This is a genomic window from Okibacterium sp. AC114, assembly GCF_979253355.1.
Map to the genome: position 1 here is coordinate 1458408 of NZ_CEEDBR010000001.1, position 17092 is coordinate 1475499.

12 protein-coding genes are annotated in these 17092 nt (G+C 66.9%); 6 read left to right on the top strand and 6 right to left on the bottom strand.

All coding sequences use genetic code 11. The features are described from left to right. Positions 1 to 10 precede the first annotated feature (10 nt). Positions 11 to 3055: a bifunctional [glutamine synthetase] adenylyltransferase/[glutamine synthetase]-adenylyl-L-tyrosine phosphorylase gene (locus ACZ6IE_RS06995; protein WP_464607340.1), complete on the top strand. Its 3045-nt coding sequence runs from the start codon at positions 11 to 13 to the stop codon at positions 3053 to 3055. A 284-nt stretch (positions 3056 to 3339) separates the two neighbouring features. Here the strand turns inward: ACZ6IE_RS06995 and glnA are convergent, their stop codons facing one another. Next, entirely contained in the window at positions 3340 to 4764 is a 1425-nt protein-coding gene (gene glnA, locus ACZ6IE_RS07000) for a type I glutamate--ammonia ligase (protein WP_079727494.1), read from the bottom strand. 229 nt (positions 4765 to 4993) lie between these two features. Between glnA and ACZ6IE_RS07005 the strand changes: the two genes are divergently transcribed. Further along, positions 4994 to 5332, top strand: coding sequence for an RDD family protein (locus ACZ6IE_RS07005; RefSeq protein WP_464607341.1), 339 nt, complete (start codon positions 4994 to 4996; stop codon positions 5330 to 5332). A gap of 25 nt (positions 5333 to 5357) precedes the next feature. On the opposite strand, the gene ACZ6IE_RS07010 is transcribed toward ACZ6IE_RS07005, so the two are convergent. After that, positions 5358 to 7235 carry an alkyl/aryl-sulfatase gene (locus ACZ6IE_RS07010; RefSeq protein ID WP_464607342.1) on the bottom strand — a complete coding sequence of 626 codons (1878 nt, stop codon included), beginning with the start codon at positions 7233 to 7235 and terminating at the stop codon, positions 5358 to 5360. Positions 7236 to 7414: 179 nt separating this feature from the next. Here ACZ6IE_RS07010 and ACZ6IE_RS07015 point away from each other — a divergent pair, with 179 nt between their 5' ends. Beyond that, positions 7415 to 7642: an RNA-binding S4 domain-containing protein gene (locus ACZ6IE_RS07015; RefSeq protein WP_464608602.1), complete on the top strand. Its 228-nt coding sequence runs from the start codon at positions 7415 to 7417 to the stop codon at positions 7640 to 7642. A 99-nt stretch (positions 7643 to 7741) separates the two neighbouring features. Here the strand turns inward: ACZ6IE_RS07015 and ACZ6IE_RS07020 are convergent, their stop codons facing one another. After that, the gene (locus ACZ6IE_RS07020) at positions 7742 to 8449 is read right to left on the bottom strand and encodes a DUF4191 domain-containing protein (RefSeq protein WP_464607343.1); all 708 of its coding nucleotides are present in this window, start codon (positions 8447 to 8449) and stop codon (positions 7742 to 7744) included. 106 nt (positions 8450 to 8555) lie between these two features. Between ACZ6IE_RS07020 and ACZ6IE_RS07025 the strand changes: the two genes are divergently transcribed. Beyond that, positions 8556 to 9704, top strand: coding sequence for a hypothetical protein (locus ACZ6IE_RS07025; protein WP_464607344.1), 1149 nt, complete (start codon positions 8556 to 8558; stop codon positions 9702 to 9704). Here ACZ6IE_RS07025 and sucB read toward each other — a convergent pair. The 3 genes from sucB to ACZ6IE_RS07040 form a co-directional block, all read right to left on the bottom strand. Further along, a complete protein-coding gene (sucB, locus tag ACZ6IE_RS07030) occupies positions 9701 to 11191 on the bottom strand; it encodes a 2-oxoglutarate dehydrogenase, E2 component, dihydrolipoamide succinyltransferase (protein WP_464607345.1) in 1491 nt (496 codons plus the stop codon). The two genes, ACZ6IE_RS07025 and sucB, sit on opposite strands and share 4 nt — an antisense overlap. 57 nt (positions 11192 to 11248) lie before the next feature. Then, on the bottom strand, positions 11249 to 12667 hold the full coding sequence (lpdA, locus tag ACZ6IE_RS07035; protein WP_083709470.1) for a dihydrolipoyl dehydrogenase: 1419 nt from the start codon (positions 12665 to 12667) through the stop codon (positions 11249 to 11251). Between the two features lie 103 nt (positions 12668 to 12770). Beyond that, a complete protein-coding gene (locus ACZ6IE_RS07040) occupies positions 12771 to 14306 on the bottom strand; it encodes a leucyl aminopeptidase (protein ID WP_464607346.1) in 1536 nt (511 codons plus the stop codon). A 125-nt stretch (positions 14307 to 14431) separates the two neighbouring features. Here ACZ6IE_RS07040 and ACZ6IE_RS07045 point away from each other — a divergent pair, with 125 nt between their 5' ends. Together ACZ6IE_RS07045 and ACZ6IE_RS07050 are read left to right on the top strand one after the other, a co-directional pair. Further along, complete coding sequence (locus ACZ6IE_RS07045) at positions 14432 to 15364, top strand: proteasome assembly chaperone family protein (RefSeq protein ID WP_464607347.1); 933 nt, start codon at positions 14432 to 14434, stop codon at positions 15362 to 15364. A 113-nt stretch (positions 15365 to 15477) separates the two neighbouring features. Next, on the top strand, positions 15478 to 16800 hold the full coding sequence (locus tag ACZ6IE_RS07050) for an MFS transporter (RefSeq protein ID WP_464607348.1): 1323 nt from the start codon (positions 15478 to 15480) through the stop codon (positions 16798 to 16800). Positions 16801 to 17092: the final 292 nt, after the last annotated feature.

Genomic DNA, 17092 nt, shown 5'->3' on the forward strand with positions numbered 1-17092 from the left:
GCAGCGGCAGATGGCGACTCTGACCGAATTGGCGCGCATCGGCTTTGCCGATCTCAGTGAGTCGAGAGAGATCCTCGACACTCTGCAGGAGGTCGCCGGCGTCGACCCGCGCGAGTTCCTCGAGGACTTCCGGGTGGCCGCCGACCCCGACCAGGCGTTGCGCGCCATCGTGTCGCTCGCCCGCGTCGACGACGGACGCACGGCCCGGTTGCTCGCCGATCCCGTGCACCGCGTGGTTCTGCTGCGGTTGGCCGGTGCGTCGCAGGGACTCGTCGAATTCTTCGAGCGGCATCCCGACCAACTCGATGTCGTCACCGAGCCCGCTGCGGAGCTTCCGTCGGCCGCCCAGATCGCCGACGACCTGCTGGCGACCGTGCACGAGTCCGATGGTTTCGCGTCCGCGGGCGGCGCGAGCGCGGCTGATGCAGGACCTGCAGCCTGGTCGGAAGACCGCCTCTGGACCGACCTCCGCATCCGCTATCGCCGCTGGCTGGTGCGCATCGCCGCCTTCGACCTCTCGGCCTCCGACGCCTCGGCCGTGCTCGACCGGGTGGCCACTCGACTGGCGGATGCCGCGGGCGCCGCGCTCGAGGCATCCCTCGCCGTCGCCCGCACCCACGTCACCATGCCCGGCGCCGGCCCGGCCCGTTTCACGCGCGACGAGGTCGCCCTCACCCGCTTCGCCATCATCGGCATGGGCAAAGCGGGCGCCAACGAGCTCAACTACGTGAGCGACGTCGACGTGATCTTCGTGGCCGAGGGCGACGAGCAGGGTGGGCTCGACAACTCGAAGGCCGTCGACATCGCGACGCGCCTGGCCGTTCTCACCATGCGCGGCATCTCCGAGGCTGGTTTCGAGCCGCCGCTCTGGGAGGTCGACCCGAACCTCCGCCCCGAGGGCAAGCAGGGCGCCCTCGTGCGCACGCTCGATTCGCACATCGCTTATTACGAGCGCTGGGCCAAGAGCTGGGAGTTCCAGGCGCTGCTGAAGGCACGTCCCTTGGCTGGCGACCCCGACCTCGGCCAGCGCTACGTCGACGCGCTCTGGCCCAAGGTGTGGTCGAGCGCGTCCCGCGAGAATTTCGTCGACTCGGTGCAGCGCATGCGCGAGCGCGTGACCGACAACATCCCGTCAGATGAGCTGCACTACCAGCTGAAGCTCGGGCCCGGCGGCCTGCGCGACATCGAGTTCACGGTGCAGCTGCTGCAGCTCGTGCACGGCCAGAGCGACGAGAGCGTGCACGAGCGTGGCACGATCCGGGCGCTCGGTGCCCTCTCCGAGAGCGGCTACATCGGCCGCGTCGAGGCCGCCGGTTTCGCGCAGGACTACCGCCTGCTGCGGGTGCTCGAACACCGCCTGCAGCTCAGCCGGCTGCGGCGCACGCACCTCATGCCCCGGGATGACGCATCCCTGCGTGTCCTGGCCCGCGCCTCGGGTCTCGCCACGACGGGTCACGCCCTCGTCACGCGCTGGGAGAGCACCAAGAACGAGGTGCGCACGCTGCACGAGCGCCTGTTCTACCGCCCGCTGCTGAGCGCCGTCGCGGCCCTGCCCGAGGACGAGGTCACGCTGAGCCCCAAGCAGGCCGAGGCGCGCCTGGCGGCTATCGGGTTCCGCGACGCGCGGGGTGCGCTGTCGCACATCCAGGCGCTCACGGGCGGGGTGTCGCGCCGGGCCACCATCCAGCGTCACCTGCTGCCGGTCATGCTGCGCTGGTTCGCCGACGGTGCCGACCCCGACTACGGGCTACTCGCGTTTCGGCGGTTGTCCGAGTCGCTCGGCGGCACGCACTGGTTCCTGCGCATGCTGCGCGACTCGTCGGGTGTGGCCGAGCGTTTGACCCGCGTACTCAGCGGATCGCGTTACATCGGCGAGCTGCTCGATCAGATCCCCGAGGCTTCCGCGTGGTTGGAGGACGATCGGGAACTCAAGCCGCGCAGCCTCACCACACTGCGCGATGAGGCATCCTCGATTCTGCGCCGTCACGCCGATGCCGAGCCCGCCGCCAAGGCCATCATGCGGATGCGTCGCCGGGAGCTCCTGCGTCTCGCGATCTCGTCGGTGCTCGGCGTCGTCGAACTGCAACAGCTCGGGGCCGGACTCACCGACGTCACGACGGCCACCCTCGACGGTGTGCTGCGGGCCATCCGCCGCCGCGACGGACTGGGATCGGACGCGCTCGAATTCGCCGTGATCGGCATGGGACGCTACGGCGGAGGCGAGCTGGGCTTCGGCTCCGACGCCGACCTGCTTTACGTCTTCCGCGCGACCACCGGCACCCCCGAGGCGACCACGCAGGCCGCCAACGCTATCGTGAAAGCACTGTCGAGCCTCACGGAAGATCACCGCGTGCCGCTCGACCTCGACACCGACCTGCGGCCAGAGGGTAAGAACGGGCCCCAGGCGCGCTCGCTCGACTCCTATCGCGCCTACTACGAGCGCTGGTCGCTCACGTGGGAGGCGCAGGCGCTGCTGCGGGCGCGCGGCGTAGCGGGGGACGAGCAGCTGCTCGCCGACTTCGAGTCGCTGGCCGACACGGTGCGCTACCCGGCCGCGATCGCCGAACAGGCGGTGCGTGAGGTCAAACGCATCAAGGCGCGGGTCGAGAACGAGCGGCTGCCGCAGGGTGCCGACCCGACGCGCCACGTGAAGCTCGGCCGGGGTTCGCTGAGCGACGTCGAATGGTTCGTGCAGCTCATGCAGCTCGAACACGCCGCCGCCATCCCCGACCTCCGCACGACATCCACGCTGGATGCCCTCGCCGTCGTCGCCCGCGAACACCTCGTCCCCGATGCCGACGCCGAGCGCCTGCGCGAAGCCTGGCTCTTCGCCTCGCGCCTCCGCAGCAGCATGACGCTCTGGCTCAACAAGACCACGGATGTCCTACCCAGCGACCGCCGCCAGCTCGAGGGCATCGCGCGCGTCATGGAGTATCCGCCGGGATCGGCGACGCAGCTCGAGCAGGACTACCTCGCGGTCACCCGCCGGGCCCGCCGCGTCTTCGAGCAGCGCTTCTACGGCCTGCCCGACCGCATCCAGCCTTCGACGGCCTAAGCGCGCCGAGGCGCCGCGACTGTCGGTGGCACGCGCTAGCCTCACCGCATGTACTCCTGTGAACAGTGCGGTTCAGCATCCATAACCGCGACACGAAACGAAGATCGCCACACCCTGCCGGCCTACCGGGTCCACTGCGACGGGTGCGGCCGAGTAGCTAATCGGTCGACCGTTCCCGCCCCCGTTCGAAATCTAGCGCAACCTATCTAGCTCCCCCGAACGGCCGAGGGCCGCCCCGACGAATCGGAGCGGCCCTCGGTAACCGGCAAGCGGTCGTTCAGCGACTAGACGCCGAAGTACAGCTCGTACTCGAACGGGTGCGGGCGCTGGGCCAGCGGCTTGATCTCGTTCTCGCGCTTGTATTCGATCCAGGTCTCGATGAGCTCCGGGGTGAACACGTTGCCGGCGAGCAGGAACTCGTGGTCGGCTTCGAGCGCGGCCAAGGCGCCCTCGAGCGTGGCGGGAACCTGAGGAATGCTCTTCGCTTCCTCGGGGGGCAGCTCGTAGAGGTCCTTGTCGACGGGCTCGTGCGGCTCGATGCGGTTCTTGATGCCGTCGAGGCCCGCCATGAGCTGAGCGGCGAACGCGAGGTACGGGTTGCCCGAGGCGTCGGGCGCGCGGAACTCGATGCGCTTGGCCTTGGGGTTGGTGCCCGTGATCGGGATGCGGATCGAGGCCGAGCGGTTACCGGCCGAGTAGACCAGGTTGACGGGGGCTTCGAAGCCGGGAACCAGACGGTGGTACGAGTTCACGGTCGGGTTGGTGAACGCGAGCACGGCGGGGGCGTGCTTCAGCAGGCCACCGATGTACCAGCGAGCCAGGTCGGAGAGTCCGCCATAGCCGGCCTCGTCGTAGAACAGCGGCTTGCCTTCGCTCCACAGCGACTGGTGCGTGTGCATGCCCGAACCGTTGTCGCCGAAGAGGGGCTTGGGCATGAACGTCGCCGTTTTGCCCCACTGGTCGGCCGTGTTCTTGACGATGTACTTGAACTTGAGGATGTCGTCGGCCGCGTGCACCATCGTGTCGAAGCGGTAGTTGATCTCGGCCTGGCCGCCCGTGCCCACCTCGTGGTGAGCGCGCTCGAGGATGAGTCCGGCGTCGATCAGCTTGAGCGAGATGTCATCGCGCAGGTCGGCCTGCTTGTCGACGGGGGAGACGGGGAAGTAGCCGCCCTTGTAGGGGGTCTTGTTGGCGAGGTTTCCGCCTTCTTCGACGCGGCCCGAGTTCCAGGCGCCCTCTTCGGAGTCGACGAAGTAGAAGCTCGAGTGCTGGTTCACTTCGTAACGGACGTCGTCGAAGATGTAGAACTCGGCCTCGGGGGCGAAGAACGCGGTGTCGGCGATGCCGGTCGAGGCCAGGTACTTCTCGGCCTTCTTGGCGACCTGACGCGGATCCTTGGAGTAGACCTCACCGTTGCGGGGGTTGTAGATGTCGAACACCATGATGAGGGTGCGCTCGGCGCGGAAGGGGTCGACGTAGGCGGTCGAGACATCCGGGATCAACTGCATGTCGGACTCGTGGATGTTGGCGAAACCGCGGATGGAAGAACCATCGAACAACTGGCCGACGGAGAAGAACTCCTCATCGACGGTCGAGGCGGGGATGTTGAAGTGCTGCTGCACACCAGGAAGATCGGTGAATCGGATGTCGAGGAATTTGACGTCCGTGTCTTTGATGAACTTGAGCACCTCGGAGGAATCACTGAACATGGGAAGAACTCCAAATGGCTTCGTACCGAGCGGGGTGCGACATGCACCCAACCCGAGGCTATTGATAGGGCATTACCCCGCAGTGTCGCCCATGTTTCGGGCGTGTTACGAGTCGATGGGCACGTAGACTTGAGCCGTGCCGAACCCCCCAAAGCCTAGCGTCCGCTTCGGAGACCTCCAACCGAGCCGCTATCCCGGGCAGCGTCTGGGCCTGCCAGAAGAGGGTGTGATGAGCATCGCTCGGCCGGGTCGTCGCATCTCGGCGTTCCTCATCGACAGCGCCATCTCGGCGCTCATCTCGTTCGCTTTCTTCAACTACGACACGTGGGCGACGCTGCTCGTTTTCGTCGTCACGCAGATCGTGTTCATCCCGACCATCGGGGGTGGTCTCGGCCACCGTGCGGTCGGCATCCGTGTCGTCAAACTGGGTGGCGGATGGATTGGCGTCTGGCGCCCGGTCGTGCGCACCCTCCTCCTCTCCGTCCTCGTTCCGGCCCTCGTCTGGGACTCGGATCAGCGCGGCTTCCACGACAAGGTCGCGGGCACGCTCCTCATTCGCAGTCGCTGACGGGCATATCCGGGCGGCTCGTCGGTCAGGGCAGGACGATCTCGAACCCGGGGTCACCCCTGTCGAGCACGGAGAGCAGCTGCTGCAGAACCGCGAGATCGCCCGTGGCGTCGATTCCGGGGGAGTCGAGGTCGCCGGCCAACACGGCGATCATGCGCTCTTTAGTCAGGGCGAGGGTGAGTGCGGCATCCGGCGGGGTCTCCTTTTGTGTGCTGATCAGCACACCGTTGCGCAGCGTCACCGCATAGGTCGTATCGAGGTCGGTGAAGGTGACGTTCATCGCAAGATCGAGGTGCCACGCGCGGGGGCCGTCGACCGAAATCGCGAGCGAGTCGAACAGTTGCTCGGGACTGAGTTGGGCGACGATCGCGTGGGCCGATGTGGCGGTCGGCGTGCCGAAGTTGCCGTCGCGCAGCTCGGTGGCGCCCGAGAGGAAGAAGTTGCGCCAGGTGCCGTTCTCCGAACCGTAGCCGAGCTGCTCGAGCGTGTCGGCATAGAGTTCACGGGCCGCGCTGTGGGTGTCGTCGACGAACACGGCGTGGTCGAGGAGTGTGGCTGCCCAGCGGAAGTCGCCCGCGTCGAAGGCCGAGCGAGCCAGTTCGACGACCCGTTCGATGCCGCCCATGGCGTCGACATAGCGAACCGCGATCTCGGCCGGTGGATGTGGCCACAGCCTGGCCGGGTTGCCGTCGAACCAGCCCATGTAGCGCTGATAGATCGCCTTGACGTTGTGGCTGACCGAGCCGTAGTACCCGTGGGTGCTCCAGGATGCCTCGAGCGCCGGGGGGAGCTGGATCATCTCGGCGATTTCTGCACCGGTGTGACCCTGGTTGATGTAGCGGAGTGTCTGGTCGTGGAGGTAGGCGTAGAGATCGCGCTGCACGCCGAGGAATGCGGCGATCTCGTCGCCTCCCCAGGTGGGCCAATGGTGTGAGGCGAACGCCACATCGGAGCGAGCCGCGAAGGTGTCGATTGCCTCGGTGAGATAGCTGGACCACACGTGCGGGTCGCGCACGAGGGCGCCGCGCAGGGTGAGCAGATTGTGCTGCGTGTGGGTGGCGTTCTCGGCCATGCAGAGCGCTCGATACCGGGGGAAATAGAAGTGCATCTCGGCGGGCGCCTCCGTTCCGGGCGCCATCTGGAATTCGATGTCGACCCCGTCGACCGTGTGGGTCTGACCGGTCGTCGTGATGTCGATGGTCGGCACGATCAAGCCGACCTCGCCTTGCGAAGTCGTCTGGCCGAGACCCGCTCCGACCTGCCCCCGCGGCCCACGCTCGAGGACGGCGCCATACATGTAGCCGGCGCGGCGGGACATGGCCGTGCCCGCGTAGACGTTCTCGGAGACGGCGTGTTCCACGAAGCCCTGCGGCGCGATGACCTCGATCGTGCCAGCCTCTACCTCGGCGACCGAGGCAACACCGAAGACACCACCGAAATGATCCACGTGACTGTGTGTGTAGATCACGGCAACGACGCGCCGATCTCCGCGCTCCCGACGATAGAGAGCGAGCGCGGCTGCAGCGGTTTCGGTCGAGATCAACGGGTCGATCACGATGACGCCCGAGTCGCCCTCGACGAAGGTCACGTTCGACAGGTCGAATCCGCGCGCCTGGTAGATCCCCTCCACGACCTCGTAGAGGCCCTGCTTCGCAACCAGGGTGGATTGGCGCCACAGGCTCGGGTCGACGCTCGCCGGCGCGGGTTCTGCGGGATCGAGGAATGCATAGCTCTCGGCATCCCACACGACCGAGCCGTTCGACGAGCGAATGGTGGCGGGGTCGAGTGACGCGATGAACCCCCGATCGGCATTGTCGAAGTCGGCCCGGTCGCCGAGTGGCAGTGACTGCGCCCGTGCAGCGTGTGCCCTCTCGATCGCTTCGGTTGGCGGCTTGTGCTCCATTGCGTGCCCCATCTCTTCCTGGCGGATGTCTGTGCTCCGACTATCCTCCTTCTCGCTCGGCTGGTCTAGAGTCCTGGCCAGGATGTGGCGTCTGACCAGCACATTGCGAAGACGTCAGGCGGTTTCGCGTGGCGACCTCGCGGGCCGAGCGGGGCGACGGCCGATATCATGGGGCAATGATGATGAGTTCCGCTCCGGTCGAAGACGTTCCCATCGGCGGGGACGATATCCGCCTCGGCCAGTTCCTCAAGTTCGCGGGCCTTCTCGACTCCGGCGGAAACGTCAAAGAGGTCATCGCCGATGGCCTGGTGACCGTCAACGGAGACGTCGATCGTCGGCGCGGGCGTCAGCTGCAGGTCGGAGATATCGTCGGTTTCGAGGGTCACCGGGTGCGCGTCAGCCACTAAGGCAATCGCAACCATACGCGTCTCGAGCCTCGCACCTCAGCCTCATAAACAAAGAAGGCTCGTCCTCTCGGACGAGCCTTCTTCACATGCTGAGGTGGACTAGCGGGCGCGCTGCGGGCGAGCCTTGAACGGGTCGACGCCCTTGGGGATAGGCATCTGCGTGCCGAGGGACGCGAGACGGTTGGAGACGGCCAGCGCCTCGGGCTTGGTGAGCGTGTTCTTCACCTTGCGCACCGACTTGGCGAGCTTGTGCAATTCGACCGAATCGTCATCGGGGCCGACATAGAAGACCGTGACGGGAACGTTCGGCAGCACGCGGTTGATCTTGCGCTTTTCGTCGTCGACGAGCTTGCGGGTGCGCGAGATGGGGCCTTCGCCCACAAGAACGACGCCGCCGCGGCCGACGGCCCGGTAGACGGCATCCTGCGTGCGACCGTTGACGTTGACGGGCATTTCGCTGCCGCGCCAGCTGCGGGGGAGCGACCCGCGGAAGACGGCGCCCACGGCTCCGGGCTGCCCGGCAATCTGACCGTAGGCCGCACGCTCGGCGCGGCGACCCAAGATGAGCATGGCCGCCAGGATTCCGGCGAGCACACCGGCGATCACCCAGAGGACGATGCCGAAGACGCTGTCGCGCGAGAAGATGAGTGCCAGCGCCACACCGACGGCAACGCCGCCGAGGAAGCCGAGCAGCATCGCCCAGACGACATTCGGGTCATAGCGGCGAGTCATCTGGAAGACCTGAGCCATCTGCTTGAGACGACCCGGCTCCTTCGCCTTCTTCGCGGGTTTTTCCTTACGTGCCATGGTGTCAAGGATACCGGCATCCGGCGCTTTCGCTCTGCACAGTTTGCGATCCTCCGTTTCGTCCACAAGTCGGTGACCGGCGGCACCGTGCGACGAGCGGCGCGTCATGCTGGGCGTCATGTCGGATGCTTCGCGTCACCCCCTGATCGGCACACTGGTCGGGGGCTACACCCTCGATGCCGTGCGCTCCGTCTGGGCCCGTGTGACCGACTTCGACGCCTCATGCCCTGCGCCCGTGAACGGCCATCGACAAGGGGATGGGTATCGTAACGAGCACGACGGCGACGGCGACAACGCCCACGGTCGCAAACAGGCCGGTGAGCGTCGCGAGTCTGTGCGCGTGCGGGTGTGGCACGAGTTGCACGTCCCCGCGTCGGAAACCCCAGTGCAGCTCACCGCACCAGGCCTCAGAGGTTTGCTCCCTCTGAGGGCCTCCCGGTTCATTTCGGGGCTCAATCGGCGTGCAGGTGCAGCCGATTGGCAGAAGGGCACGGCAGCGTCGACAAGGCCACCCGAATGCACCCGCAGGGCGGAACTCGAGCTCGCCTCGCGCCGCGATATCCGCAGCGAGATCATTCCGCGACCGGTCGCGCTCGAGATGACCGAGCCGTCGGTCGAGGAACCGTTCGGCGCCTGTGAGGCTGCAGTCTACCCAGCGGTCGGCGAAGCCCTCAGCGTCGCTCTTCAGCGCGATCACAATGTAGTGAGTTCTCTCGCCGTGGCCGTATTGGTGCCGCTGTTGAACGGCGTCATCGAACTCCTCGAAGCCGGATACGGGCCCGAGCCGCTGCGCCTGAGCGCGCTCGCGCACGACGAGTGCGGGGGCCTGGTCGTCGTCGATACCGGGCTACTCCTCGCGCGACGCGAGCGGCCCTCGGCTGCGGCGACGGCTCGCGGAGGCGGCGAGCAGGCTATCCCGGCCGAGGAAGCGCTCTCGACGCTGGCTGCCGTGGTAGCCGAGTTCTCTGGTCTTCTAGGCGAATCGAGGATGGCGGGCCCTGCGCTGTCGACCCGGTGGGCATCCTGGTGCGATCAGATCGAAGGGGCTTCGGCGCGCGCCACCCTGACGCTCCTCGAAGCTCAGCTGTTCGCCTGGTGCGCTGAACAGGCCTGGGTGCGCTCACCCGCGAATCCCGCGGGCCCACCGAACCGTGCCGACCTCGCCAGCCCCGAGGACCCCGCCCACGACGAAGCGGCGCCCACCGAAGTGGACGCCGCTCGAGGGGATCGAACCGAGGCTGGATGCCGAGGTTAGATTCCGAGGTCGTTCTGGAAGTTGCCGTCTTCGAGACGGTTCTTCACGGCGACGAGGAAGCGCGAGGCATCCGCGCCGTCGACGATGCGGTGGTCGTAGGACAGGGCCAGGTAGACCATCGAACGGATCGCGATCGACTCGACGCCGCCGTTCGAGATGACGACGGGCTTCTTCGTGACGATGCCGGTGCCGAGGATGGCGACCTGCGGCAGGAAGACGACCGGGGTGTCGAACAGGGCGCCGCGCGAACCGGTGTTGGTCAGCGTGAACGTTCCGCCGGCGAGCTCGTCGGGCTTCAGCTTGTTGTCACGCGTGCGGGCCGCCAGGTCGGCGATCTGCGCGGCGAAACCGTTGAGGTCGAGCGACGACGCGTCACGGATCACGGGGGTGAGCAGGCCGCGCTCGGTGTCGACGGCGATGCTGAGGTTCTCGTGGTCGGGGTAGACGATCTGGTCGCCGTCGATCGTGGCGTTGATGACCGGGTAGGCCTTCAGAGCCTCGGTCGCCGCGAGGGCGAAGAACGGCAGGAACGACAGCTTGTTGCCGGTCTTGGAGTGGAACTCACCCTTCACCTGGTCGCGGAACTGAGCGATCTTGGTGACGTCGACCTCGACGACGCTCGTGAGCTGAGCAGAGGACTGCATCGACTCGACGGCGCGCTGTGCGACCACCTTGCGGAGGCGCGACATGGGCTGCGTGGTGCCACGCAACGGCGAGGTCTCGAGCGGCTTGCGCGCGGCCTCGGTGGGTGCCGCGGCCGGTGCGGCGCTCGGCGCGTTCTTGGCCTTGGCAGCCTCCAGCACGTCTTCCTTGCGGATGCGGCCGCCGACGCCCGTGCCAGAAACGGTCGACAGGTCGACGCCTTCCTGCTGAGCGAGACGACGCACGAGCGGCGTCACGTAGCCCGAGTTGCTGCCGTCGCCGGCCGGAGCGGACTGCTCGGCCGGTGCGGAAGCCGCAGGAGCGGAGGACGCTGCGGACACCGGAGCCGGTGCCTCGGTGGGAGCCGACGGCGCGCTCGGGGCGGCGGGCTGAGCGGCAGCGCCGTAAGCGTTGCCCTTCTCGTCCTCGGCCTCGGGGGCGTCTTCCGCGGGAGCGGATGCGACCTCGTCGGCGGGCTGTTCGGTGGAGGGAGCCTCGGGAACGGGCTGCTCTTCGACGGGCGCGGGCGCCTCTTCGGCGGGTGCCGGCTCGGATGCGGGTGCCTCGCCCTCGGGAGCGGAACCCTCGTCGGACGATCCCTGGCTCGAGCCGTCACCGATTTCGACCAGCGCGGTGCCGACCTCGACGGTTTCGTCTTCCTGGACCAGAATCTTCTCGATGACGCCGGCGACCGGCGACGGGATCTCGGTGTCGACCTTGTCGGTCGAGACCTCGAGCAGAGGCTCGTCGACCTCGACGCGGTCTCCCACATTCTTCAGCCAGCGGGTGACCGTGCCCTCGGTGACACTCTCGCCGAGTGCCGGGAGGCTAACGGATTCGCTCATGACCTTAACTCCTTCAAAAACCTAATTCGTGACTGTTTGTCTTGGTGCTTCTGCTGTTTACAGCGCGTGCAGCGGCTTTCCGGCCAGCGCGAGGAATGCTTCGCCGACCGCCTCGTTCTGCGTGGGGTGCGCGTGGATGAGGGGCGCGATGTCTTCGGGGTACGCCTCCCAGTTGACGACGAGCTGGCCCTCGGCGATGAGCTCACCGACGCGGGCGCCGATCATGTGCACACCGATGATGGGGCCGTCGTTGACGCGAACGACCTTGACCGAACCCGTCGTGCCGATGATCTCGCTCTTGCCGTTGCCGGCGAGGTTGTAGTCGTAGGTCGAGATCTTGTCGTCGCCCCACTGCTCTTTGGCCTTGGCTTCGCTGTAGCCGACCGACGCGACCTCGGGGTCGCAGTAGGTGACCTTGGGGATGTTGATGTCGGGGATGACGATGGGCTTCAACCCGGCGAGTTCTTCGGCCACGAAGATGCCCTGCTGGAAGCCTCGGTGTGCCAGCTGCAGTCCGGGGACGATGTCGCCGACGGCGTAGACGCCGGGAACGCTCGTCTCGAGGCGCTCGTTCGTGATGACGAAGCCGCGATCCATGGTGACGCCGACCTCTTCGTAGCCGAGGTTGGCGGTCGACGGGCCACGGCCGACGGCGACGAGCAGCAGGTCGGCGTCGAAGGTCTTGCCGTCTTCGAGCGTGACGACGACACCGTCATCGTTCTGGGTGACGCTCTGGAAGCGCACGCCGAGCGAGTAGTTGATGCCGCGCTTGCGGAACGCGCGCTCGAGCGACTTGGAGATCGACTCGTCTTCGTTGGGAACCAGGTGGGGGAGCGCCTCGATGATCGTGACGTCGGAGCCGAAGGACTTCCACACGCTCGCGAACTCGACACCGATGACGCCGCCGCCGAGCACGGCGACCTTCTTGGGGATGAAGTCGAGCTGCAGCGCCTGCTCGCTCGTGATGACGCGGCCGCCGATCTCGAGGCCGGGCAGCGAGCGGCTGTAGGAGCCCGTGGCGAGGATGACGTTCTTGCCCGTGATGGTGCGGTCGCCGACCTGGACCGTGGTGGGGGACGTGAGACGACCCTCGCCTTCAATGGTCGTGATCTTGCGCGCCTTGACGAGGCCCTGCAGGCCCTTGTACTTCTTGGCGACGATGCCCTCGCGGTAGGCCGTGACGGCCTGGATGTCGACACCCTCGAAGGTGGCCTTCACACCGTATTTCTCGGAGTCGCGAGCGCCATCGGCGATCTCGGCCGAGTGCAGCAGCGCCTTGGTGGGGATGCAACCGCGGTGGAGGCACGTGCCGCCGACCTTGTCTTTCTCGATCATGCCGACGGTGAAGCCGAGCTCTGACGCGCGCAACGCTGCGGCGTATCCGCCTGATCCACCGCCCAACACGACCAGGTCGAACGTGTCGTTCGATCCCTGGTTCTCAGACGTGGTGTTTCCGGACGGGTTGGTTTCCGACACTGAACTTCTCCCTCAAGCATCTGGTGTTGTGCATGTTGCTGGTGTGCGCCCGCCTGGTTCTCAGGCGACGCAGAGGCGGGCATCCTTTGCCCATTCGAGCCTACTACGGGCGGCTAAACTCTTCGGCCACTTTCAGCAGTGTGCGAACGCCCGACGCGGTCGGGCCTCCGCCCGTGAACCCGTAAGCGGCATCCGTGTTGTTCGACGGTCCGGCCGTGTCGATGTGGGTCCAGGGGATCTGGCCGCTGCCGTCCTCGGTGTCGCCGATGAACTCGCGCAGGAACGCGCCCGCGAGCAACATGCCTCCGGCCGTCTGGCCGAGCTTGGCGTTCTGCAGGTCGGCGATGGGGGAGTTGAGTTTTTTGCGCAGCTCCTCGGCGAAGGGCATGGGCCACATGGGTTCGTCGACGGCGTCGGCCGCGGCCTTGACCTGCGCGACGAACGTGTCGTCGCCCATGAGTCCGGAGTATCGGTTGCCGAGGGCGACCTGCTGCGCGCCGGTCAGGGTGGCGATATCGACGATGGCGTCGGGGAATTCTTCGCTGGCGGCGACGAGGCCGTCGGCAAGCACGAGGCGGCCCTCGGCATCCGTGTTGTTGATCTCGACGGTGGTGCCACCGCGGATGGTGAGGATGTCGTCGGGGCGCATGGCCTGACCCGACGGCATGTTCTCGGCGATACACATCCAGGATGTGAGGCGCACGGGCAGTTCGAGTCGCGCGGCGGCCACGATGACGGCCAGCACACTCGCGGCACCGGCCATGTCGTACTTCATGCCGATCATCGAACCGGCGGGCTTGAGCGACAGGCCGCCCGTGTCGAAGGTGATGCCCTTGCCGACGAGGGCGAGGTGTTTGGCGGCGCCCGCGGGGGAGTAGCTGAGCTTGACGAGGCGCGGGGGTCGCGCGGAACCCTGGCCGACGCCCATGATGCCGCCGAAGCCCTCGGCGACGAGCTGCTCCTCGTCCCAGATGGTGACATCGATGGGGAGGCCGGCCGCAGCATCGACGGCCGCCTGCGCGAGCGTCTCGGGGTAGAGGTCGGACGGCGGCGTGTTGACGAGGTTCTTCACGGTCGACACGGCTTCGGCGACGGCGGTGGCGTGCGCGGCGACGTGGGATGCGTCATCCGACCCGTCGGCGACGTGCTCGCCCGTGTGGTGCACGACGACGTTCTCGACGGACGGCTTGTGCTCGCCGAGCGACGCGTTGCGGTAGTCGAGGAAGGCGTAGGCGCCCAGAGCGGCACCCTCGGCGAGCGCCTGGAGCTCATCGGCCGAGCGGGTGGCGATGGCGACGGCGACCGTCGACTGACCCGCGAGCTGGCGGAGGGCCGAACCGGCGGCATAACGCAGGGATGCGGCATCCACCGTCGATCCGAGCCCGGCGACGGCGAGGGGAATCGACGTGCCAGCGGGGGCCGGCAACCGCACGAGTCCGTCCTTGGCGCCCGTCGAACCCACCTGGCGCAGCTGAGCTTCGATCGCCTCGGCCTCGACGGCACCGTCGAGAACGACGAGCGCGGGGCCATCGGCGGTCGAACGCGCGGCCAGAAGAATGATGTCGGGCTGAGTGTCGCTCGCCTCACTCGCGTATTCGGTGGTCGATCGGACGGTGAGGGAGATCTGCGGAACGCTCATTCCATCCATGTTAGGTGTTCGTTCCTGGGCGGCGAGTGCCCGCGCGCCGGCCTGTTCGCTCTCGGCACGACGCCTGACACCCCGATGGAGCCTTCTCCGGGGACACCCCCGTTTAGAGTTGAAGGATGAACGAGACCGACCGGCTGTACCAGACCACCGACGCCTTCGGACGGGTGCCGAGCGGCCTCGACCTCGTCGTCTCCCTCACGGGTTTCTCCGACGCGGGTTCCGCCGCCTCACAGTTCAACGAGTATGCCCTGGGCGCGTTGACCTCCGAGCCCGTCGCCGTTTTCGACAACGATGTGCTGCTCGACTACCGTGCGCGCCGTCCCATCATCTACTTCAACCAAGACCACGTGAGCGACTACTCGCCCGCCAAGTTGCAGTTGAGCCTCGCCTTCGACGACCTGCAGCAGCCGTTCCTGTTGCTCACGGGCTACGAGCCCGACTTCCGCTGGGAGGGGTTCATCGCGCAGGTGCTCGACCTCATGGATCAGTTCGAGGTCGCGTCGACGACGTGGGTGCACGCCATCCCCATGCCGGTTCCGCACACGCGCCCCATCGGCGTCACGGTGTCGGGCAACCGCTCCGACCTGATCGAATCGATGAGCGTCTGGCGCCCGCACACGCAGGTGCCCGCCAACGTCTTGCACTTGCTCGAGTTCCGGCTCGCGGCGCGAGGGGCGGATGTCTCGGGCTTCGCGCTCCTCATCCCGCACTACCTGGCCGACACCGAGTACCCGTCGGCGGCCCTCGCCGCGATCGACAGCATCAGCGCCGCCACCGGGCTCATCCTTCCCACTGATTCCCTGCGCGAAGACGGCCGTGAGTTCGTCTCCCGCATCGATGAGCAGGTCGCGGGCAATGAGGAGCTGCAGCGCCTCGTTGGCACGCTCGAGGAGCGCTATGACACCTACATGGAGGGGAGTGCGCTGAAGTCGCCTCTCGTCGACTCCGAGGGTGGGCTGCCGTCGGCCGACGAGATCGCGGCCGAGCTCGAGAAGTTCCTCGCGGGTCGCCGCGGGGGAGACGAGCGTCGCCCCGAGGACTGGCGCTAGCAGGCAGAGACCGACCGGGCGTTCCGTCGCCGCGGTCGACTCACGGGTGACGGCCGGCGGCCCTCGAGCTCGCAACCGTCATCCGTTCTGCGCAGCAGGCGTAGGGTTGTCCGGTGAACTCTCGCAGATCTTGGCTCGTTTTCGGGATCGGCGTCTTCGCCTACATCGCCGCGGTGATGCAGCGCACCACTCTCGGGGTGGCAGGGGTCTCGGCCGTCGACCGGTTCGACGCATCCGCCGCCGCCCTGTCGTCGATCGCCGTTCTCCAACTCATCGTCTATGCCGCCATGCAGGTGCCCGTGGGCGTGCTCATCGACCGCTTGGGCCCCCGCGTGCTCATCATGTCGGGGCTCGTCATGCTGGTCATCGGCCAGAGCCTCATGGCCTTCGCCGAGGTCATCCCGCAGGCGATCGGCGGTCGCATCCTCGTCGGGGCGGGAGACGCCGCGATCTTCGTCTCGGTCATGCGCCTGGTGACGTCGTGGTTCCAGGGCCGCATCGTTCCCCAGCTCTCGCAGTGGGTGGGCAACCTGGGGCAACTCGGCCAGGTGCTGTCCGCCATCCCCTTTGCATTCGTCTTACATTCATTCGGATGGCAGCCCGCCTTCCTCTTCGCCGCCGCCATGGCCGCGCTCGCCCTCGTCCTCGGCCTCGCCTGCATCCGTGACCGCCCACGCGACTCCATCGAGCCGCCGCGTGTCAGCAGCTGGGGCGAGGCCCTGCACCAGCTGAAACTCAGCTTCAAGCGGCCCGGCACCCAGCTCGGCTTCTGGGCCCACTTCGTCACGCAGTCGAGCGGCACGGTCTTCTCGCTGCTCTGGGGCATCCCCTTCCTTGTGTATGGCCTCGGCTACACCGAGGGTTTCGCCGCCGCGATGCTGCTCGTGATCGTGGGTTCTGGCGTGGTGTTCGGGCCGCTTCTCGGCCTGTTGACGGCGCGCTACCCCTATCGCCGGTCGAACCTCGTGCTGGGCATCGTCTTCTCCATGGCCGTCGCCTGGACTGCCGTGCTGCTCTGGCCGGGAACGCCGCCCTTCTGGCTTGTCCTCATACTCCTCATCGTGCTGGGCGCGGGCGGCCCGGGTTCGCTCATCGGCTTCGACTTCGCGCGCACCTTCAACCCCACGCGCGTGCTCGGGTCGGCCAACGGCGTCGTCAACGTGGGTGGCTTCCTTGCCAGCTTCGTGATGATGTTCCTCATCGGAACCGTGCTGGATGCTCTCGGCCACGGCGCCGACTCGCCGTCCGAGCTCTATTCGCTCGACTCGTTCCGGGCCGCGTTCTGCGTGCAGTACGTCGTGATCGGTGCGGGTGTCGTCATGCTGCTGCATGCCCGCCGTCGCACGCGTCGACGCCAGAACGAAGAAGAAGGAATACGCGTGGCCCCCATCTGGGTTGCACTGGTACACAAGCTGAGGCGCGGACGGCGACGCTGAGTCCCGGACGCAAGGCCGCCCGTGGCTCAGATTCGCAGAAAACCGTGGCATAATGGTTGACAGAGACCCGGTCTTGTCATAGGCGCATCCGAAACTCGTGGTTCCCCCCGTGCATCCGCACAGGAAAAGGAAGCACGGTGATTTCGGGTGAGTTCGTTTAGGACTTGACATGGGTCTTCGTAATGTCCGAAAACACGTGCAAGCGTGTCTGTCCGATAACTGTTGCGTCCGTGTGCGGGGGAGCGATATCGCTGACACACGGGCCTCGAATAAAGTCGCGTCGCTCCCGTCG